We start from the raw sequence: 15712 nt of genomic DNA on the forward strand, positions 1-15712 counted from the left end.
TTTCGGTCATGGGGACAATCGCCCGCATGTTCAGCCGAAACCATGCCATGGCCGCCGCGATGCTCGCGCTCGCCGTGGCAGGTTGCGGGATGCCGCCCCAGCGCGAGACCCCGCCGCCCCCGACCTCCGCAAGCTCCTCCCCGCCGCCGTCATCGGCGACTCCCACCGGCAGCGGGTCCCTGGCGCAGGATGTCGGGCCCGCGCTCGCCGAGGCCCGCAGCACGCTCACGGAAGACTTCAAACTGGAGGTCGTCGGGCTCAACCGCGTCAAGGGCAAGCACCTGGTCGTGCAGCTCCGCCTCTCCAACACCGGGAAGAAGGACCTTCCGTGGACCGGCGAGCTGGGCGACCACACCCGTCCGCTCGGCCAGATCAGGTGGGCGTCCGGCATCGGGGTGCTCGACGCGGCGGCCCACACCTGGCTGCTGCCGTATCGGCCGGACGGCTCACCGTGCCTGTGCAGCGACCAGGAGCGCGGCGACCTCCCGTACGCCATCCCGCCCGGAGAGTCGATCACCGTGTACGCGGTGGTCCCCGCACCCTCGGGCAACCCGGCCACGGCCACCGTCGTCACCCCGGTCGCCCCGCCCATGCCGGACGTGCCGATCAGCGACGAGCCCCCGGCCGGCGACTTCCCCGACCCCGACGCCCAGCACGTCATGCCCATCGTCCGGCGGATCGTGACGCCGTCGGAGTCGCTCGACAAGGCGGACGAGATCGCGGACAACGGCACCGACCTGCAGGTCAACCTCTCGTCGGACGTGCTGTTCGCCATCGACAAGGCCACGCTGACCGGCAAGGCCAGGGCGGTGCTCGCGCGTACGGCGAAGCTCATCGACGCGTCCCCGGCCGCCGTGGTGCGGGTGGAGGGCCACGCGGACGCCACCGGCAACCACGCCATCAACGACCCGCTCTCCGAGCGCCGCGCCCAGGCCGTGCAGCGGGAGCTGGAGAGCCTGGTGACCCGCGACGGCGTACGCTTCCAGGCCCGCGGCTACGGCTCGCGCCGCCCCCTCTACGACAACGGCACCGAGGAGGGCAGGCGCCGCAACCGGCGCGTGACGGTCACCTTCGCCAAGCCGCAGGAGCGGCAGGAACCGGCCGCCGACACCGCGCAGACGTCCGAGCCCGCCGCGGTCAAGGCGGGCGATGGGCAGCCGTTCTCGATGAAGGTCACCGGGCTGCGGCGGCTGCCGGGCGGGCTCGGGCTGCTGACGTACACGATCACGAACGAGGGCTCGGCCGAGACCTGGTACAACGACCTGCACCAGGCGCAGGACTGGGAGAGCTACATCTACCAGGCCGCGAGCAACGTCCGCCTGACGGACCCGGCCGGTCGGCGCCGCTACCTGCCGGGACGGCTCCAGGTGGGCAAGGACCTTTACTGCGCCTGCACCGACCTCTCCGGCGTGCGCAGCAGCACCGAGAAGTACGCTCCAGGCCAGACCCGTACGTTCTGGGACCTCTTCGCGCTGCCCGATGAGGCCGCCACCCTCCAGGTGGAGATCGCCACGTTCCCCCGTCTCGACCTCTCCGTCGGGTGATAGAGCGGCAGACTAGGCGTGTACTGACATATCCCGAAAAAGAGGATCAGTCATGCCCCTGTCCACGGCCCGCCTCACCACCGACCACCCCGACCGCCGCCTCGCAAGGCTGGTCGAGGAGCTGAAGCCGGACGCCCGGCTGACCGGCCCCGGCAGGGGCGCGGTGACCCTGCCGGGCGGCACCTGCACGGTGCTGTCGGCGGGGAAGGAACTGCTGCTGATCGCCGCCGCGGCCGACGCGGACGGCCTGGCCGGCGTTCAGGATGAGATCACGCGCCATCTCCAGGAGCCGGTGGTGTGGGACGAGCCCGTGAGCGGACATCAGGTCGAGCCGCTCTCCCCGATCATCGAGGACTACCTGCTCGCCCACTGCACCCCCGCCGACGACCTGCTGCGCGAACTCGCCGCCACGACGCGGGAGCTGACCGGGCGCTCGGCCGGGATGCAGATCTCGGCCGACGAGGGCGCGCTGCTCGGCATGCTGGTACGCCTGGCGGGCGCGCGGCAGGCGATCGAGGTCGGGGTGTTCACGGGGTACTCGTCGCTGTGCATCGCCCGCGCGCTGCCCGATGACGGTCGGCTCATCGCCTGCGACGTGAGCACCGAGTGGACCTCCATCGCCCGGCCGTTCTGGGAACGGGCGGGCGTGGCCGATCGCATCGACCTCAGGATCGGCCCCGCGATCGGCACGCTGCGTGCGCTGCCCGCCGAGCCCGCCTTCGACTTCGCCTTCGTGGACGCCGACAAGCCCGGCTACCCGGCCTACTACGAGGAGATCGTCCCCAGGCTGCGGCCGGGCGGGCTGCTGGTGCTCGACAACGTCTTCCTCGGCGGCCAGGTGTTCGACCCCGGCTGCCAGGGGGAGGGCGCCGTGGCGATGCGCCGGGTGAACGACGCGATAGCCCGCGACGACCGGCTCGACTGCGTGATGCTGCCCGTACGGGACGGCGTCACGATCGCACGTAAACGTTGATCGGTCACGATCGCACGTGAACGCTGATCACAGGTCGCCGAGCTCGCCGAGCGGGATGCTCCAAAAGCGCGTCACCGGCCGGCACCCTGGCGCCGTCAGCCCCGTACGGCGCACAGCAGCCGGTTGTTCCCACGCTGCCAGAGCGTGCCGATCTCCGTGAACCCGGCCTCGCGCAGCGCCTCCACGTGCTGCGACAGCAGGCGGGACTCCGAGCCGTGGTGGCCGGCCCCCGCGGTGGTGCGCTCGCGGTCGAGCTCGGCGAGGTCGGGGTCGGCGGCGACGGCGTCCCACCAGGAGCGCCAGTCCTCCGGGCGGTCGGCTCCGAAGACGCGCTCGGTGTGCAGCTCGTGGATCGCCAGTTCGAGGCGGGAGAGCGCGGGCGTGGCGTCGTCGGTGTCCATGTGGTCGCCGTTGAGCAGCAGCCCGCCGGGCCGCAGCACGCTCGCCAGTTCGGCGTACATGCCCTTGAGCTCGGGCTCGGAGATCCAGTGCAGCGCGGTGGTGCTGACCGCCGCGTCGGCCGGGCCGTCCAGGCCGAGCCGGTCGGTCCACCCGCTCGTACGCAGGTCCGCCGTCACGAACGTGAGCTGCGGGTACGCGGCCCGCCCCAGCCCGATGAGCAGCGGGTCGGCGTCCACGGAGATCACCTTGGCGTCGGGCAGCCGGTCGAGGAGCCGGGCGGACAGGGAGCCGGGGCCGCAGCCGAGGTCGATGACCACGGGGTCGGGCCGGCCGAGCGCCTGCACCGCGTCGATCAGCGCGGTGAAACGCTCCTCCCGATCGGGCAGATAACCCTCCTGCTGGCGGTCCCAGCGCGCGATCCACTGAAGTGCGGCATCGTGAGTCAGCACAGAAAGCCCCCTGTAACTGTCATCTAGACTTTAGGCAGTTACAACGTACGGCACGAAGGTGTAACGGGTCAATTGGATTTCAACAGTCACACAGACGCTGTGGTGAGGGTGGCGGTGGCCCTCGTCAACGCGCTGACCCCGGGAGAGCAGCGCGGCCGGGCCTTCCCCGAGCCCGCCGACCTGGGCGCGGCCGCCACGGCGGCCCTGCGCACGGTCTATCCGTCCTTCCGGGAGGTCAGCGCGGCGGAGGGCGCGGAGCTGGCCGAGGTCGCGCGCCGGCTGCGCGCGGTCTTCACCGCCGTCGCGGGCGACGACATCGACCGCGCGGCCGAACTGGTGAACGCGCTGCTGGCCGAGACCGGTGCGCGGCCCCACCTCGAACGCCACGACGGAGAGCCGTGGCACCTGCACTTCCACGGCCCCGGCGGCACCACGGCGGGCGAGTGGGCGGCCGGTTGCTCGACGGGCCTCGCGGTCGTGCTGGGCGGCGAGTTCCACGACCGGCTCGGCGTCTGCACGGCCCCGCACTGCGACCGCGTGTACGTGGACGTCTCCCGCAACGGCACCCGCCGCTTCTGCTCGACCGCCTGCCAGAATCGCGTGAAAACGGCCGCTTTCAGAGCACGGGCGAAGGGATGACATGCGAGTTCGCCGAGCGGTTGCCGCCGACGTCGAGCGCATCGCCGAGGTCCACGTTCTGACCTGGAAAGGGGCCTACCAGGGGCTGTTGCCGCAACCGCTGCTCGACCGGTTTCAACCGGCGCAACGCGTGCCGCAGTGGGAGCGGATCATCGAGCGGACCGCATGGCCACGCCAAGGCACACTGGTCGCCGAGGACGAGGGGGACCTGATCGGCTTCGCCGACCTCTGCCCCACCCGGGACGACGACCGCGACCCCGCGAAGGTGGGGGAACTCGCCGCGATCTACGTGCTGCCGGCCGCCTGGAAGCGCGGTGCCGGACGCGGGTTGATGACGGAGGCGATGCGGACGCTCAGAGAGGCGGGCTACTCGTCCGCCACCCTATGGGTGCTGGAGGGCAACGACCGGGCGATCCGCTTCTACGAGCGGATGGGCTGGCGGCCGGACGGCACCGTCAAGGACGCCGTGATAGGCGGGCGCGAGGTCCGCGAGCTGCGATATCGCTGCGAGCTCAGCTGAGCTGGCGGATGGGGTCGCCGTCGATGAAGGCGTCGATGTCCTCGACCGCCTCCCTGAAGAAGGTGCCGTAGTTGAGCTCGGTCACGTACCCCAGGTGCGGCGTGGCCAGCACGTTGGGCAGCGTACGGAACCGGTGCCCCTCCGGCAGCGGCTCCACGTCGTAGACGTCGAGGCCCGCGCCCGCGATGCGCCCCTCGCGGAGGGCGTCGGCCAGCGCGTCCTGGTCGACGATCGCCGCCCGCGAGGTGTTGACGAGGTAGGCGGTCGGCTTCATCAGGTCCAGCTCGCGCTCGCCGAGCAGGCCGCGGGTGCGGTCGGAGAGCACGAGGTGGATGGTGACGATGTCGGAGCTGGTGAGCAGCGCGTCGAGGTCGGGCGCCAGGCGGGCGCCGCACTCGGCGGCGCGCTCCTTGGTGAGGTTCTGGCTCCAGGCCACGACGTCCATGCCGAACGCCTTGCCGACGGCGGCCACCCGCGACCCGATGCGGCCGAGGCCGAGCACGCCGAGCGTGCGGCCGTGCAGGTCGGTGCCGAGGGTGTGCTGCCAGGGGCCGCCGGTGCGCAGGGCGGTGGCCTCGGGGAGCAGGTGGCGGGCGAGGCCGAGGATCAGCGCCCAGGTCAGCTCGACGGTGGGGGTGGAGCTGCTGCCGGTGCCGCAGACGGTGACGCCGTGCTCGCGGGCGGCGGCGAGGTCGATGGAGGCGTTGCGCCTGCCGGTGGTGACGAGCAGGCGCAGGTTGGGCAGCCGGGCGAACACCTCGGCGGTGAACGGCGTGCGCTCGCGCATCGCGACGATGATCTCGCAGTCGTGGACGGCGGTGACGAGGTCGTCGACCGTGGCGAAGTGGTCGCGATAGCTCCTGGCCTGCACCCGGGACCAGTCGGCCAGGCCGAGTGCGACGTCCTGGTAGTCATCGAGTACAGCGCAGCGCAACATGATCAGCCATGTTACGCCCCCTGCCCCAGCTCCCCGGGGACGGCCCCCCGGGGAGCTGGAGCCCGCTTCAGTTGCGCGCGGCGCCACGATCAGGAGCGGCTCCGGCCGCTGCCACTGCAGGCTGCTGCGCGACCGTGCAAGGCGTGCAATTCGGGCTTCCCTTGACTATGAGACGCCCCAAACGCCACAACGGTTCACCCCAATTTATCGCATTCTCGGCGGTTTCCCGGCTCGCTGCTGAAACACGCGCCCGGCGGGTCGCGCTCCGGTGGCGGCGGCGAGCGGTGGCCTTCGCCGAATGCCGAATATCGTTCAGGCGACGCCCGACAAACCCGAGAGCCGGTCACGTTCGAGGTGCACGCGCAGGATCTCCTGGCGTTCCTCGTTGATTCTGCGGCACAACACCAGGTACGCCTTCAGCACCTGGCGATATCGCGCGTGCGCCTGTTCGAGCTGGTCCTCCAGCAAGAGGGCGCGCTCGGTGTCGCCGTGCTGCCGCGCCTCGGCCACCAGGGCCCGTGCCTCGTCCACGATCTCCTCGGCGCGCAACCGTGTACGGCGTAGCAGGACGGCGCATTCGTACAGCTCCGTCAGCCGTGCCGAGGACACGATGAACTCCGCCGTGTGCACGGCCGATTCGTTCGCGGTGTCACCGCGCAGGTCCGATCCCATTCCCGCCACCTCCGAGTCAGGTCGCCTAACTGTAGACGCGTCAGGCTCTCGACGGGATCACCGTAGGCCCGCCGTGGTGGGGGAAAGCACCAGGCGGAGATGGATTCCTTCTCCCGGGTGGGAAATCACCATCCCTGAAACCCATTCGGCGCTGCGTGAATGAACTATTTGGCGGCCTTGCGGGGTCGTTTCGGCTTAATGCCGCGATTCTCCGGTCTTAGCAAAAGCATGGGGATGAAGACGAGCGATCGGCCTTCGCGCATGCCCGTACGCGTCACATACTGAATCGGGATGACGACGCGACGTGACTCTGGAGTGGTGGCGATGCCGGGGACAGGCAGCGATGACGACGCGGTCGACGTCAGCGTCGTCATCCCCGTGCACAACTGCCGGCCCTACATCGACCGGTGCCTCACCTCGGCGCTCGTGCAGCGGGTGAAGAAGGAGATCGTGGTGGTGGACGACGGCTCCACCGACGGCAGCGCCGAGCTGCTCGATTTGTACGCCTCCTACCACCCCGGCTGCGTCAAGGTTGTGCACATCGAAAGCAGCGGCGGCGCCGGCCGCCCGCGCAACGTCGGCATCGAGCACGCCACCGGCCGCTACGTCTTCTTCTGCGACGCCGACGACTACCTCGGCCCCGAGGCGCTGGAGCGCATGGTCTCCGTGGCCGACGCCAACTCCTCCGACATCGTGCTCGGCCGCATCGTCGGCCACGGCAGGCGCGCGCCGGTCTCGATGTTCCAGCGGAGCGCCGACCGGGTGAGCCTCGGCGACAGCCCCGTCTACAACAGCCTGAGCTGCTTCAAGCTCTTCAGGAGAGAGCTGCTCGAACGTCACCGCATCAGGTTCGGCGAGGGCATGCTCGTGGGGGAGGACATCCTCTTCAGCGTGCACGCCTACTGCCACGCCGGGCCGATCTCCATCGTGGCCGACTACGACTGCTACCACCTGGTGTCCAGGCCCGACGGCAGCAGCATCATGCAGCAGGCGGGCAGCAGGGACCCGCTGGCCTGGCTGGCGATGATCAAGGAGCCGATCCGGCTGATGGCCCGGCACGTCGAGCCGGGGCCGCTGCGCGACCACCTGCTGCGCCGGCACTTCAGGCTCGACGTCTTCACCCAGCTCGGCACCCCGTTCCTGGAGAGCGACGACGTGCGCAGGAAGGAGATCGCGCGCGAGGTCGCCACGCTCGTCGACGAGTGGTACACGCCGGGCGTGCACGAGCGGCTCAACACCATCGACAGGCAGCGGGCCGACGCGCTCGGCGACATCGACCGCCTGGTACGCCTGGCCCGCATCGAGAGCGCCACCGTGCGCCGCAGGCTGACCGGGCTGCGCTGGGAGGGCGACCGGCTGGTGGTGACGGGCGCGGCCCGCCTCGACGGCATCACCAGGGACGACGGCCTGACGGTGGTGCTGCGCGCCCGCCACGACCCCGGTACCGAGCTGGTGCTGCCGGTCGAGCGCAAGGGCGGCGAGTTCACCGTGCGGCTGGACGTCGGCGCGCTCGCGTCCGGTGTCTGGGACCTGCGGGTGGCGGTCGAGATCGAGGGCGTGATCCGGCTGGGGCGGCTCGGGGCCGACCGCGAGAGCGACCTCGGCAGGCCGCGCCCCCGGCTCATCGGCGGCGTCGTGGTGCTGCCCTACTTCACCAGGGACAACGGCAACCTCAGCATCGATGTGGGCGGCCACGTGGTGGCGGTGCCGGGCACGGCCAGGCTGACCAGGACGCGGTGGTCGCTCGGCCGGCGGCTGCTGATCGACGGCGAGGTCTCGGTGGCGGGCACCGCGCCGCAGGCGGCGGCCGTCAAGCGGCTGGTGTGGCGGGAGCGGCGCAGCGGCTGCGAGCGGGCCGAGAGGGTGGTGCCGCTGCCGGGCGGCGGGTTCACGGCGCGTCCCGCCGTGGGGCGGCTGGACCCGGGGACGTGGGATGCGTACCTGGAGCTCGATCTGGGCGGGCCGCCCGCGCGGTTCAGGATCGAGACGGGCGGCGGCACGGTGGCGGCTCCGAGCAGGTGGTGGACGGTGGCGCTGATGCGCAGCGTGCGGCCGTACGCGACGGCCGGCAAGGGGCGGTTGAGCGCGGTGGTCAAGCGGCTGACGGCCGAAAGTCTGGTGAAGAAACTGCTGCGCTAATTGCCACCTATGTGCAGGTGCAAGATGATGTCCTAAAGTTAGGACGGTTTGTCCTACCTGCTCACTGGAGGCAGCGGTGCACGTACCCGATGGCTTCTTCAACGCTGTGACCTCCGTCTCCGCCGGTGTCGTGGCCGCCGCCGGTGTCGCGGTGTGCCTGCGCGGCGCGCGGCGCGAGCTCGACGACCGGACCGCACCCATGGCCGGGCTGGTCGCGGCGTTCATCTTCGCCGTGCAGATGCTGAACTTCCCGGTCGCGGCGGGCACCAGCGGACACCTGATGGGCGGGGCGCTGGCGGCGATACTCGTGGGGCCGTACACGGGCGTGTTGTGCATGGCCGTGGTGCTGCTCGTGCAAGGCGTGTTCTTCGCCGACGGCGGGTTGACGGCGCTCGGCGTCAACGTCACGATCATGGGCCTGGTCACCGTGCTCGTCGGCTGGGGCGTCTTCAAGCTGGTCACGGGCCTGGCCAAGGGCAAGGTCGTGATCGCCGCGTTCCTGGGCGCGCTGGTCTCGGTGCCGGCCGCCGCGCTGGTGTTCACGCTGCTGTTCTGGATCGGCGGCACCGCCCCGATCGAGGTGGGCGCCGTCGCCGCCGCGATGGGCGGCGTGCACGTGCTGATCGGCATCGGCGAGGCGGTCATCACGGCCCTGACCGTCGGTGCCGTGCTGGCCGTGCGGCCCGACCTCGTGTACGGCGCCCGCGGCCTGGCCAAGCCGCTGGTCCTGCGCGGCGCGGACGGCGAGACCACGGTGGCCGGGCAGCAGCCCGTGGCCCCGGCGCGCGGCGGGCTCAAGCCGTTCCTGCTCGGCGGTATCGGCGTGACGCTGGTGCTGGCCGGTGTCGTGTCGTTCTTCGCCTCGCCCGACCCCGACGGCCTGGAGGCGGTGGCCGAGAACAAGGGCTTCAGCGACCAGGCCGCCGACCACCTGTTCGGGTCGTGGGCGCTGGCCGACTACGGTGATGTGGGCGGCATCCCCGTGGGTGTGGCCGGGATCATCGGCGTGGGGCTCGTGCTGCTGATCGCCGGGGTCGTCGCCTACGCGGCGCGCGGCCGCGGTGAGTCCGCTGACCAGAGCCGGGACGAGATCAAGGCGTGAGACGTTGAGCGCGGGGCACCACCACCAGCTGTACCTGCCGGGCGATTCCGTCGTGCATCGGCTGCCGCCGCAGTGCAAGCTGCTGGCGGTCTTCGCCTTCGCCCTCGTGGTGGTGGCCACCCCGCGCGAAAGCTTCTGGGCCTTCGCCGCGTACGCCGTGCTGCTGGCCGGCGTCGCGGCGGCGGCCAGGGTCCCGGCGCTCTATGTGCTGCGGCGGATGGCGATCGAGGTGCCCTTCGTGCTGTTCGCCTTCCTCATCCCGGTCATCGGGATGGGGGAGCGCACCACGGTGCTCGGGCTCTCGCTGAGCGTGCCCGGCCTGTGGGCGGCCTGGAACATCCTCGCCAAGGCCACGCTGGGCGTGGTGGCGTCCATCCTGCTCGCGGCCACGACCGAGCCGCGCGCGATCCTCATGGGGGCGCAGCGGCTGCGGCTGCCGAGCCTGCTGGTGCAGATCGCGATGTTCATGCTCAGGTACCTCGACGTGATCGTGGACGAGATGCGGCGCATGCGGGTGGCCAGGGAGTCGCGGGGGTTCGAGGCGCGGAACTTCCGCCAGATCCCGGTGCTCGCGCGGTCGGCGGGCGCGCTGTTCATCCGCTCGTACGAGCGGGGCGAGCGGGTGCATCTGGCGATGCTGAGCAGGGGATACGCGGGCAGTATGCCGATAATTCATGACATGACGGCATCCGTACGCCAATGGGGCCTCGCGCTGGCCCTGCCCGCCATCGCACTCGCAGTGTTGGGACTCACCTGGTGAACTCACTCGAAGTCCGGCAGCTCGCCTACGCCTACCCGGACGGCACGCAGGCGCTGTTCGGCGTGGACCTGACGATCGCCCGCGGCGAGCGTGTCGCCCTGCTCGGCCCCAACGGCGCCGGCAAGACCACGCTCGTCATGCACCTCAACGGCATCCTCACCCCGGGGCACGGCACGGTCACCGTGGCCGGCACCCCCGTCCGCAAGGACACGCTGAAAGAGATCAGGCAGCGCGTCGGCCTGGTCTTCCAGGATCCCGACGACCAGCTCTTCATGCCGACCGTACGCGACGACGTGGCCTTCGGCCCGGCCAACGCGGGCCTGCGGGGCGAGGAGCTGGACCGGGTGGTCAAAGACGCGCTGGAGCGCGTCGGCATGCTGGAGTTCGCCGACCGGCCGCCGCACCACCTGTCGTTCGGGCAGCGCCGCAGGGTGGCGGTGGCCACGGTGCTGGCGATGGCACCGGAGATCCTGGTGCTCGACGAGCCCTCATCCAACCTCGACCCGGCCGCGCGCAGGGAGCTGGCGGAGATCCTGCGCTCGCTCGACGTGACGGTGCTCATGGTCACCCACGACCTGCCGTACGCGCTGGAGCTGTGCGAGCGCTCGGTCATCCTGTCCGGGGGCGTGATCGCCGCCGACGGGCCCACGCGGGAGCTGCTGGCCGACGCCGAGCTGCTGGCGCGGCACCGGCTGGAGCTGCCGTACGGGTTCGCCATCCCGGCGGCCTGAGCCTTGAGCCGTGCCTGCGGCCTGAGGCGCGGCCTGAGCCTTGAGCCGTCCCGGCGGGCTGCGACGCCGCCTGAAGCCGTCCCTGCGGCCCGGAGACGTACCTGGAGCCCCCGCTGGCGCTCGGGTTGGAGCAACCGGCCCGAGATGGGTAAAAACCCTGAGCGTGGTTCTTGACGGGGCGTTTGGTGCGCGTTTAGGCCCGCCTTGTCCCCCAACATCCGACTTTTCGTAGTTTGTGCATGCCCGCTATCCGGGGATGTCGAAGTACAGTGGCTCATCGAGGAGGGGCCCAATGAAGCTGCGGCTTGCGCGACACGCCCTGGGTGACGCCGTGGTGGTGGCCGTCGAGGGAGAGCTTGACCTGTTCACCGCGCCGTTCCTGCGCGACGAGGTACGCGACGCCATCAAACAGGACGGCGCGCGGCTCGTGCTCGACCTGCAGCAGCTGTCGTTCATGGACTCGAGCGGCCTGTCCGTGCTCATCGAGGCATGGCGGCTGGCCACGGGCGAGGGCGGCGGCGTCTCCCTGGCCGCGCCCCAGGCCCCCGTCGCCCGCATCCTGCGCACGACCGGCCTCGACCGCCGGATCAAGGTCTACTCCGACGTCGACACCGCCGTGGGCGAGATTTAGCCGCCCCTGAGTAGAACTTCATTCGGTCTGCGGTTAAGGTCCCGGTTATGGACGTGAACGGATCTGCAGCAATCATCTCCGGCGGCGCCAGCGGCCTCGGCGAGGCGACCGCCCGCGAGCTCGCCCGTGCCGGCGCCACCGTGGTCATCGCCGACCTCAACGAGGAACGCGGCAAGGCCGTCGCCGACGAGATCGGCGGCGTCTTCGTCAAGACCGACGTCTCCGACACCGAGCAGGTGCAGGCGGCCGTGGACGCCGCCGTGGCCACCGGCAGGCCGCTGCGCGTGGTCGTCAACAGCGCCGGCATCGGCTGGGCGGAGCGCACGGTCAACCGCGAGGGCAACCCGCACAACCCGGCCTCCTACCGCAAGGTCATCGAGGTCAACCTGATCGGCACGTTCAACCTCATGAGCATCGCCGCGGCGGCCATCGCCAAGACCGAGCCGGCCGACGCCGACGGCCAGCGCGGCGTGGTCATCAACACCGCCTCGGTGGCGGCGCTCGAAGGGCAGACCGGGCAGCTCGCGTACTCGGCGTCCAAGGGCGGCATCGTGGGCATGACCGTGCCCGCGGCGCGCGACCTGTCGGCCATCGGCGTACGCGTGAACACGATCTGCCCCGGCATCATCGACACCCCGATCTACGGCTTCTCGCCGAACGCCGAGGAGTTCAAGGCCAAGCTGGTCGCGCCGGTGGTCTTCCCCAAGCGCATGGGCCGCGCCGACGAGTTCGCCCACCTGGTCAGGTCGCTCATCGAGAACGACTACATGAACGCCGAGGTCATCCGCTTCGACGGCGGCATCCGCTTCCAGCCCAAGTGAGGTCCCGTGTCTGACGAAGTGCTCGTCGAAGAGTCCGGCAATGTGGCCATCATCACCATCAACCGCCCCAAGTCGCGTAACGCGATCAACGGGGCGGTGGCCAGGGGCATGGCCGAGGCGCTGGACGCCCTGGACGCACGTCCTGACATCTCCGCGTACGTCCTGACCGGGGCGGGCGGCACCTTCTCCGCCGGTATGGACCTCAAGGGCTTCCTCAGCGGTGACATGCCCGTGGTCGAGGGCCGCGGCTTCGGCGGCATCACCGAGGCGCCGCCGAAGAAGCCGCTGGTGGCCGCCGTCGAGGGCTACGCCCTGGCGGGCGGGTTCGAGCTGGCGCTGTCGTGCGACCTCATCGTGGCGTCGTCGGAGGCCAAGTTCGGGCTGCCCGAGCCGAAGCGGGGGCTCGTGGCGGGCGCGGGCGGCATCATGCGGCTGCCCCGGCGCATCCCGTACCACGTGGCCATGGAGATCGCGCTGACCGGCGACCACTACCCGGCATCCCGCCTGTACGAGCTGGGCCTGGTCAACCGCGTCACCGAGCCGGGCGCGGCGCTGGACGGCGCGCTTGAGCTGGCGAAAAAGATCGCCGCGAACGCGCCGCTCTCGCTCATAGCGACCAAGCGGGTCGTCATCGAGTCGCAGGACTGGTCGCTTGACGAGATGTTCAAGAAGCAGGCCGCGATCGTGAATCCGGTCTTCGCCTCCAAGGACGCCATGGAGGGCGCGGCGGCCTTCGCCGAGAAGCGCGCGCCCCAGTGGAAGGGCGAATGACCGCGTCCGACCGCGTCTGATCACGTCGTCCCCTCCCGGTCGGCCACGAAACGGGAGGGGAACGCCTTAGCGCGCACATGGCTCTGCCTGGATACCGTAAAGAGAGAGGAGACGACCCACCGGGAGAGCGCATGAGCGACTATTCGGGTTCCAGGTTCGAGTCCGCCAAGCGCGGCGCCGGAGCCCTGCTGTCGGGTGCCCTGAGCGCGCTCATCGTCATGGTGTCCATGCTGGCCGTGATGTGGCTCGTGGAGGGTGTCGACTTCTTCCTCGGCGGCACCCTCGACTACGAGTACGGCATCAGGGGCTGGGACGCCGACGGCCTGCTCGGCATCCTCTTCGCGCCGTTCCTGCACGTCGGATTCGGCCATCTGATGGCCAACTCGCTGCCGCTGCTCGTGCTGGGCTTCCTGGCGGGCCTGCGCGACATCCGTAAGTTCCTCTGGGCCAGCGTGCTGATCATCTTCATCGGCGGCATCGGCACGTGGCTGCTGAGCGACCCGATGACCTACACCGTCGGGGCCAGCGGCCTGGTCTTCGGATACTTCGGGTTCATCGTGGCGCGCGGCGTCTTCGACCACCGGCTGCTCGACATCATGATCGCCATCGGCGTCGGTGTGGCCTACTGGGGCATCCTCGCGGGCGTGCTGCCCAACCAGCCGGGCATCTCCTGGCAGGGACACCTGTTCGGCCTCATCGGCGGCGTGGTGGCGGCCTGGGTGTTGCGCCGCAAGCGCGAGCTGCCGCCCGCCACGTCGTATCCGTACCTGGGCTAGATATGCGAGCGGGTGTGCTCTGCCGGCGATGACGACAGCAGACGGTCGATCCAGGCCAGGCCGAGCGCCGAGACCACGAACGCCAGGTGGATGAACGTCTGCCACATGATCTTGTCGTTGGGCATCTCGCCCGCCCTGATGAACGTCTGCAGCAGGTGCACCGACGAGATGCCGACGATGGCGGTGGCCAGCTTGACCTTCAGCACGTTCGCGTTGACGTGGGAGAGCCACTCGGGCTCGTCGGGGTGGCCGTCGAGGTTGATGCGGGAGACGAACGTCTCGTAGCCGCCGATGATCACCATGATGAGCAGGTTGGAGATCATCACGACGTCGATCAGCGCCAGCACGGTGAGCATGACGACGGCCTCCGGCGAAGTGCCGTCGGACGGCTGCGTGCCGTGCAGGAAGACGCCTTCGATGAGGTGCCACAGCTCGATCGCGAACTGCCAGACATAGACCGCCTGGGCCACGATGAGGCCGACGTAAAGGGGGACCTGGAGCCAGCGGCTGGCGAACATGAGGTAACCGAGGCTCTTCTGCCGTGCGGTCCCCTGGCCGAACGAGGGCTTGTCGGGCAAGGACGTTCCTAGTCGTGAAATGTCGAGGAGTGATGGACAGGGGTAGCAAGAGGCCAGCACCGAGGATTCGGTGCTGGCCTTGGATCGGGCGCTGAAACGCCGCTAGAGGCGCTCGACGACGTAGTCGATGCAGGTGGTCAGAGCCTCGATGTCGGCCGGGTCGATGGCCGGGAACATCGCGATGCGCAGCTGGTTGCGGCCCAGCTTGCGGTAGGGCTCGGTGTCGACGATGCCGTTGGCGCGCAGCACCTTTGCCACCGCCGCGGCGTCGACGTCGTCGTTGAAGTCGATCGTGCCGACCACCTGCGAGCGGAACTCGGGCGCCGCGAACGGGGTGGCGAAGGACGACTTCTCGGCCCACGTGTACAGGCGCGAGGCGGAGTCGGCCGTACGGGCGGTGGTCCAGGCCAGGCCGCCGTTGCCGTTCATCCAGTCGAGCTGGTCGGCCAGCAGGAACAGCGTGGCCACGGCCGGGGTGTTGTAGGTCTGGTCCTTCGCGCTGTTGTCGATGGCGACGGGCAGGCTGAAGAACTCGGGCACGTAACGGCCGGTCGCGGCGATCTCCTCGACCCTGGCCAGGGCGCGCGGCGACATGATCGCGATCCACAGACCGCCGTCGGAGGCGAAGCTCTTCTGCGGGGCGAAGTAGTAGACGTCGGCCTCGTTGAGGTCGACGGGCAGGCCGCCCGCGCCGGAGGTGGCGTCGACCAGCACCAGCGAGTCGTCGGAGCCGACCCGCTTGATCGGCATGGCCACGCCGGTCGAGGTCTCGTTGTGGGTCAGCGCGTAGGCGTCGACGCCGTCCTCGGCGACCGCCTCGGGGTGGGTGCCGACCTCGGACTTGATCACGCTCGGCTCGGCCAGCCAGGGCGCCTTCTTGGTGACCGCCGCGAACTTGGAGGAGAACTCGCCGAACGACAGGTGCTGCGACTTCTCGCGGATGAGCCCGAAGGCCGCGATCTCCCAGAACGCGGTGGTGCCGCCGTTGCCCAGCACGACCTGGTAGCCCTCGGGCAGCGAGAACAGGTCGGCGAGGCCCGACCGGACGCGGCCGACCAGGTTCTTGACCGGCTTCTGGCGGTGCGAGGTGCCCATGACGCTCGCGCCGGACTCGGCGAGCGCGGCCAGCTGCTCCGGGCGAACCTTCGAAGGCCCGCAGCCGAAGCGGCCGTCGGCGGGCTTGATGTCAGCGGGAATCACGATGTCAGCCACGTAACGGAGCCTACCGACCTGCGTGGACTGGCTCGTACGCGGTCCGGATTCTGAG

Annotated in this window: 17 protein-coding genes; 12 read left to right on the plus strand and 5 right to left on the minus strand. The window is 70.2% G+C overall.

All coding sequences use genetic code 11. The features are described 5' to 3' along the window. Window positions 1-26 precede the first annotated feature (26 nt). Complete coding sequence (locus ACFMQL_RS17270; protein WP_378786079.1) at window positions 27-1544, plus strand: OmpA family protein; 1518 nt, start codon at window positions 27-29, stop codon at window positions 1542-1544. Between the two features lie 52 nt (window positions 1545-1596). Continuing rightward, window positions 1597-2517 (plus strand): class I SAM-dependent methyltransferase, encoded by a 921-nt coding sequence (locus tag ACFMQL_RS17275; protein ID WP_364063158.1) that lies wholly within the window; start codon window positions 1597-1599, stop codon window positions 2515-2517. 95 nt (window positions 2518-2612) lie between these two features. On the opposite strand, the gene ACFMQL_RS17280 is transcribed toward ACFMQL_RS17275, so the two are convergent. Beyond that, window positions 2613-3368, minus strand: coding sequence for a class I SAM-dependent methyltransferase (locus ACFMQL_RS17280; protein WP_378786080.1), 756 nt, complete (start codon window positions 3366-3368; stop codon window positions 2613-2615). Between the two features lie 102 nt (window positions 3369-3470). On the opposite strand from ACFMQL_RS17280, the gene ACFMQL_RS17285 reads away from it, so the two are divergent. Both ACFMQL_RS17285 and ACFMQL_RS17290 read left to right on the plus strand, forming a co-directional pair. After that, a complete protein-coding gene (locus tag ACFMQL_RS17285) occupies window positions 3471-4007 on the plus strand; it encodes a CGNR zinc finger domain-containing protein (protein WP_378786081.1) in 537 nt (178 codons plus the stop codon). A gap of 1 nt (window position 4008) precedes the next feature. Then, window positions 4009-4527, plus strand: a complete 519-nt coding sequence (locus ACFMQL_RS17290) for a GNAT family N-acetyltransferase (protein WP_364063167.1) — start codon at window positions 4009-4011, stop codon at window positions 4525-4527. On the opposite strand, the gene ACFMQL_RS17295 is transcribed toward ACFMQL_RS17290, so the two are convergent. Next, a complete protein-coding gene (locus ACFMQL_RS17295) occupies window positions 4520-5464 on the minus strand; it encodes a D-2-hydroxyacid dehydrogenase family protein (protein ID WP_364063170.1) in 945 nt (314 codons plus the stop codon). The two genes, ACFMQL_RS17290 and ACFMQL_RS17295, sit on opposite strands and share 8 nt — an antisense overlap. Window positions 5465-5776: 312 nt before the next feature. After that, the gene (locus ACFMQL_RS17300) at window positions 5777-6136 is read right to left on the minus strand and encodes a hypothetical protein (RefSeq protein ID WP_364063173.1); all 360 of its coding nucleotides are present in this window, start codon (window positions 6134-6136) and stop codon (window positions 5777-5779) included. Between the two features lie 291 nt (window positions 6137-6427). Here ACFMQL_RS17300 and ACFMQL_RS17305 point away from each other — a divergent pair, with 291 nt between their 5' ends. From ACFMQL_RS17305 to ACFMQL_RS17340, 8 genes are all read left to right on the plus strand, one after another. Beyond that, window positions 6428-8275 carry a glycosyltransferase family 2 protein gene (locus tag ACFMQL_RS17305; RefSeq protein WP_364063176.1) on the plus strand — a complete coding sequence of 616 codons (1848 nt, stop codon included), beginning with the start codon at window positions 6428-6430 and terminating at the stop codon, window positions 8273-8275. A gap of 76 nt (window positions 8276-8351) precedes the next feature. Then, window positions 8352-9377, plus strand: a complete 1026-nt coding sequence (locus ACFMQL_RS17310; RefSeq protein WP_364063179.1) for an energy-coupling factor ABC transporter permease — start codon at window positions 8352-8354, stop codon at window positions 9375-9377. Between the two features lie 4 nt (window positions 9378-9381). Next, window positions 9382-10137: a cobalt ECF transporter T component CbiQ gene (gene cbiQ / locus ACFMQL_RS17315; RefSeq protein ID WP_364063182.1), complete on the plus strand. Its 756-nt coding sequence runs from the start codon at window positions 9382-9384 to the stop codon at window positions 10135-10137. Continuing rightward, window positions 10131-10868: an energy-coupling factor ABC transporter ATP-binding protein gene (locus ACFMQL_RS17320; RefSeq protein WP_378790171.1), complete on the plus strand. Its 738-nt coding sequence runs from the start codon at window positions 10131-10133 to the stop codon at window positions 10866-10868. The genes cbiQ and ACFMQL_RS17320 overlap by 7 nt, the downstream gene beginning before the upstream one ends. A gap of 292 nt (window positions 10869-11160) precedes the next feature. Further along, window positions 11161-11499 carry an STAS domain-containing protein gene (locus ACFMQL_RS17325; RefSeq protein WP_043624827.1) on the plus strand — a complete coding sequence of 113 codons (339 nt, stop codon included), beginning with the start codon at window positions 11161-11163 and terminating at the stop codon, window positions 11497-11499. Between the two features lie 47 nt (window positions 11500-11546). After that, complete coding sequence (locus ACFMQL_RS17330) at window positions 11547-12320, plus strand: SDR family NAD(P)-dependent oxidoreductase (protein ID WP_364063189.1); 774 nt, start codon at window positions 11547-11549, stop codon at window positions 12318-12320. Window positions 12321-12326: 6 nt separating this feature from the next. Further along, window positions 12327-13091: a crotonase/enoyl-CoA hydratase family protein gene (locus tag ACFMQL_RS17335; RefSeq protein ID WP_364063192.1), complete on the plus strand. Its 765-nt coding sequence runs from the start codon at window positions 12327-12329 to the stop codon at window positions 13089-13091. Window positions 13092-13222: 131 nt separating this feature from the next. Then, the gene (locus tag ACFMQL_RS17340; protein ID WP_364063195.1) at window positions 13223-13867 is read left to right on the plus strand and encodes a rhomboid family intramembrane serine protease; all 645 of its coding nucleotides are present in this window, start codon (window positions 13223-13225) and stop codon (window positions 13865-13867) included. Here ACFMQL_RS17340 and ACFMQL_RS17345 read toward each other — a convergent pair. Both ACFMQL_RS17345 and serC read right to left on the minus strand, forming a co-directional pair. Continuing rightward, window positions 13864-14445, minus strand: a complete 582-nt coding sequence (locus tag ACFMQL_RS17345) for a TIGR00645 family protein (RefSeq protein ID WP_364063198.1) — start codon at window positions 14443-14445, stop codon at window positions 13864-13866. The two genes, ACFMQL_RS17340 and ACFMQL_RS17345, sit on opposite strands and share 4 nt — an antisense overlap. Window positions 14446-14547: 102 nt before the next feature. Then, window positions 14548-15657: a phosphoserine transaminase gene (gene serC, locus ACFMQL_RS17350; RefSeq protein ID WP_364063201.1), complete on the minus strand. Its 1110-nt coding sequence runs from the start codon at window positions 15655-15657 to the stop codon at window positions 14548-14550. Window positions 15658-15712 lie beyond the last annotated feature (55 nt).

The organism is Nonomuraea fastidiosa (assembly GCF_042751225.1).
GTDB classification, from domain to species: domain Bacteria; phylum Actinomycetota; class Actinomycetes; order Streptosporangiales; family Streptosporangiaceae; genus Nonomuraea; species Nonomuraea fastidiosa.

Excerpts from the sequence above, each read along its gene's own strand:
- ACFMQL_RS17270 (WP_378786079.1), top strand. The coding sequence starts at position 27 with ATGTTCAGCCGAAACCATGCCATGGCCGCCGCGATGCTCGCGCTCGCC.
- ACFMQL_RS17275 (WP_364063158.1), top strand. The coding sequence starts at position 1,597 with ATGCCCCTGTCCACGGCCCGCCTCACCACCGACCACCCCGACCGCCGC.
- ACFMQL_RS17290 (WP_364063167.1), top strand. The coding sequence starts at position 4,009 with ATGCGAGTTCGCCGAGCGGTTGCCGCCGACGTCGAGCGCATCGCCGAG.
- ACFMQL_RS17295 (WP_364063170.1), bottom strand. The coding sequence starts at position 5,464 with ATGTTGCGCTGCGCTGTACTCGATGACTACCAGGACGTCGCACTCGGC.
- ACFMQL_RS17300 (WP_364063173.1), bottom strand. The coding sequence starts at position 6,136 with ATGGGATCGGACCTGCGCGGTGACACCGCGAACGAATCGGCCGTGCAC.
- ACFMQL_RS17305 (WP_364063176.1), top strand. The coding sequence starts at position 6,428 with ATGACGACGCGACGTGACTCTGGAGTGGTGGCGATGCCGGGGACAGGC.
- ACFMQL_RS17325 (WP_043624827.1), top strand. The coding sequence starts at position 11,161 with ATGAAGCTGCGGCTTGCGCGACACGCCCTGGGTGACGCCGTGGTGGTG.
- ACFMQL_RS17330 (WP_364063189.1), top strand. The coding sequence starts at position 11,547 with ATGGACGTGAACGGATCTGCAGCAATCATCTCCGGCGGCGCCAGCGGC.
- ACFMQL_RS17340 (WP_364063195.1), top strand. The coding sequence starts at position 13,223 with ATGAGCGACTATTCGGGTTCCAGGTTCGAGTCCGCCAAGCGCGGCGCC.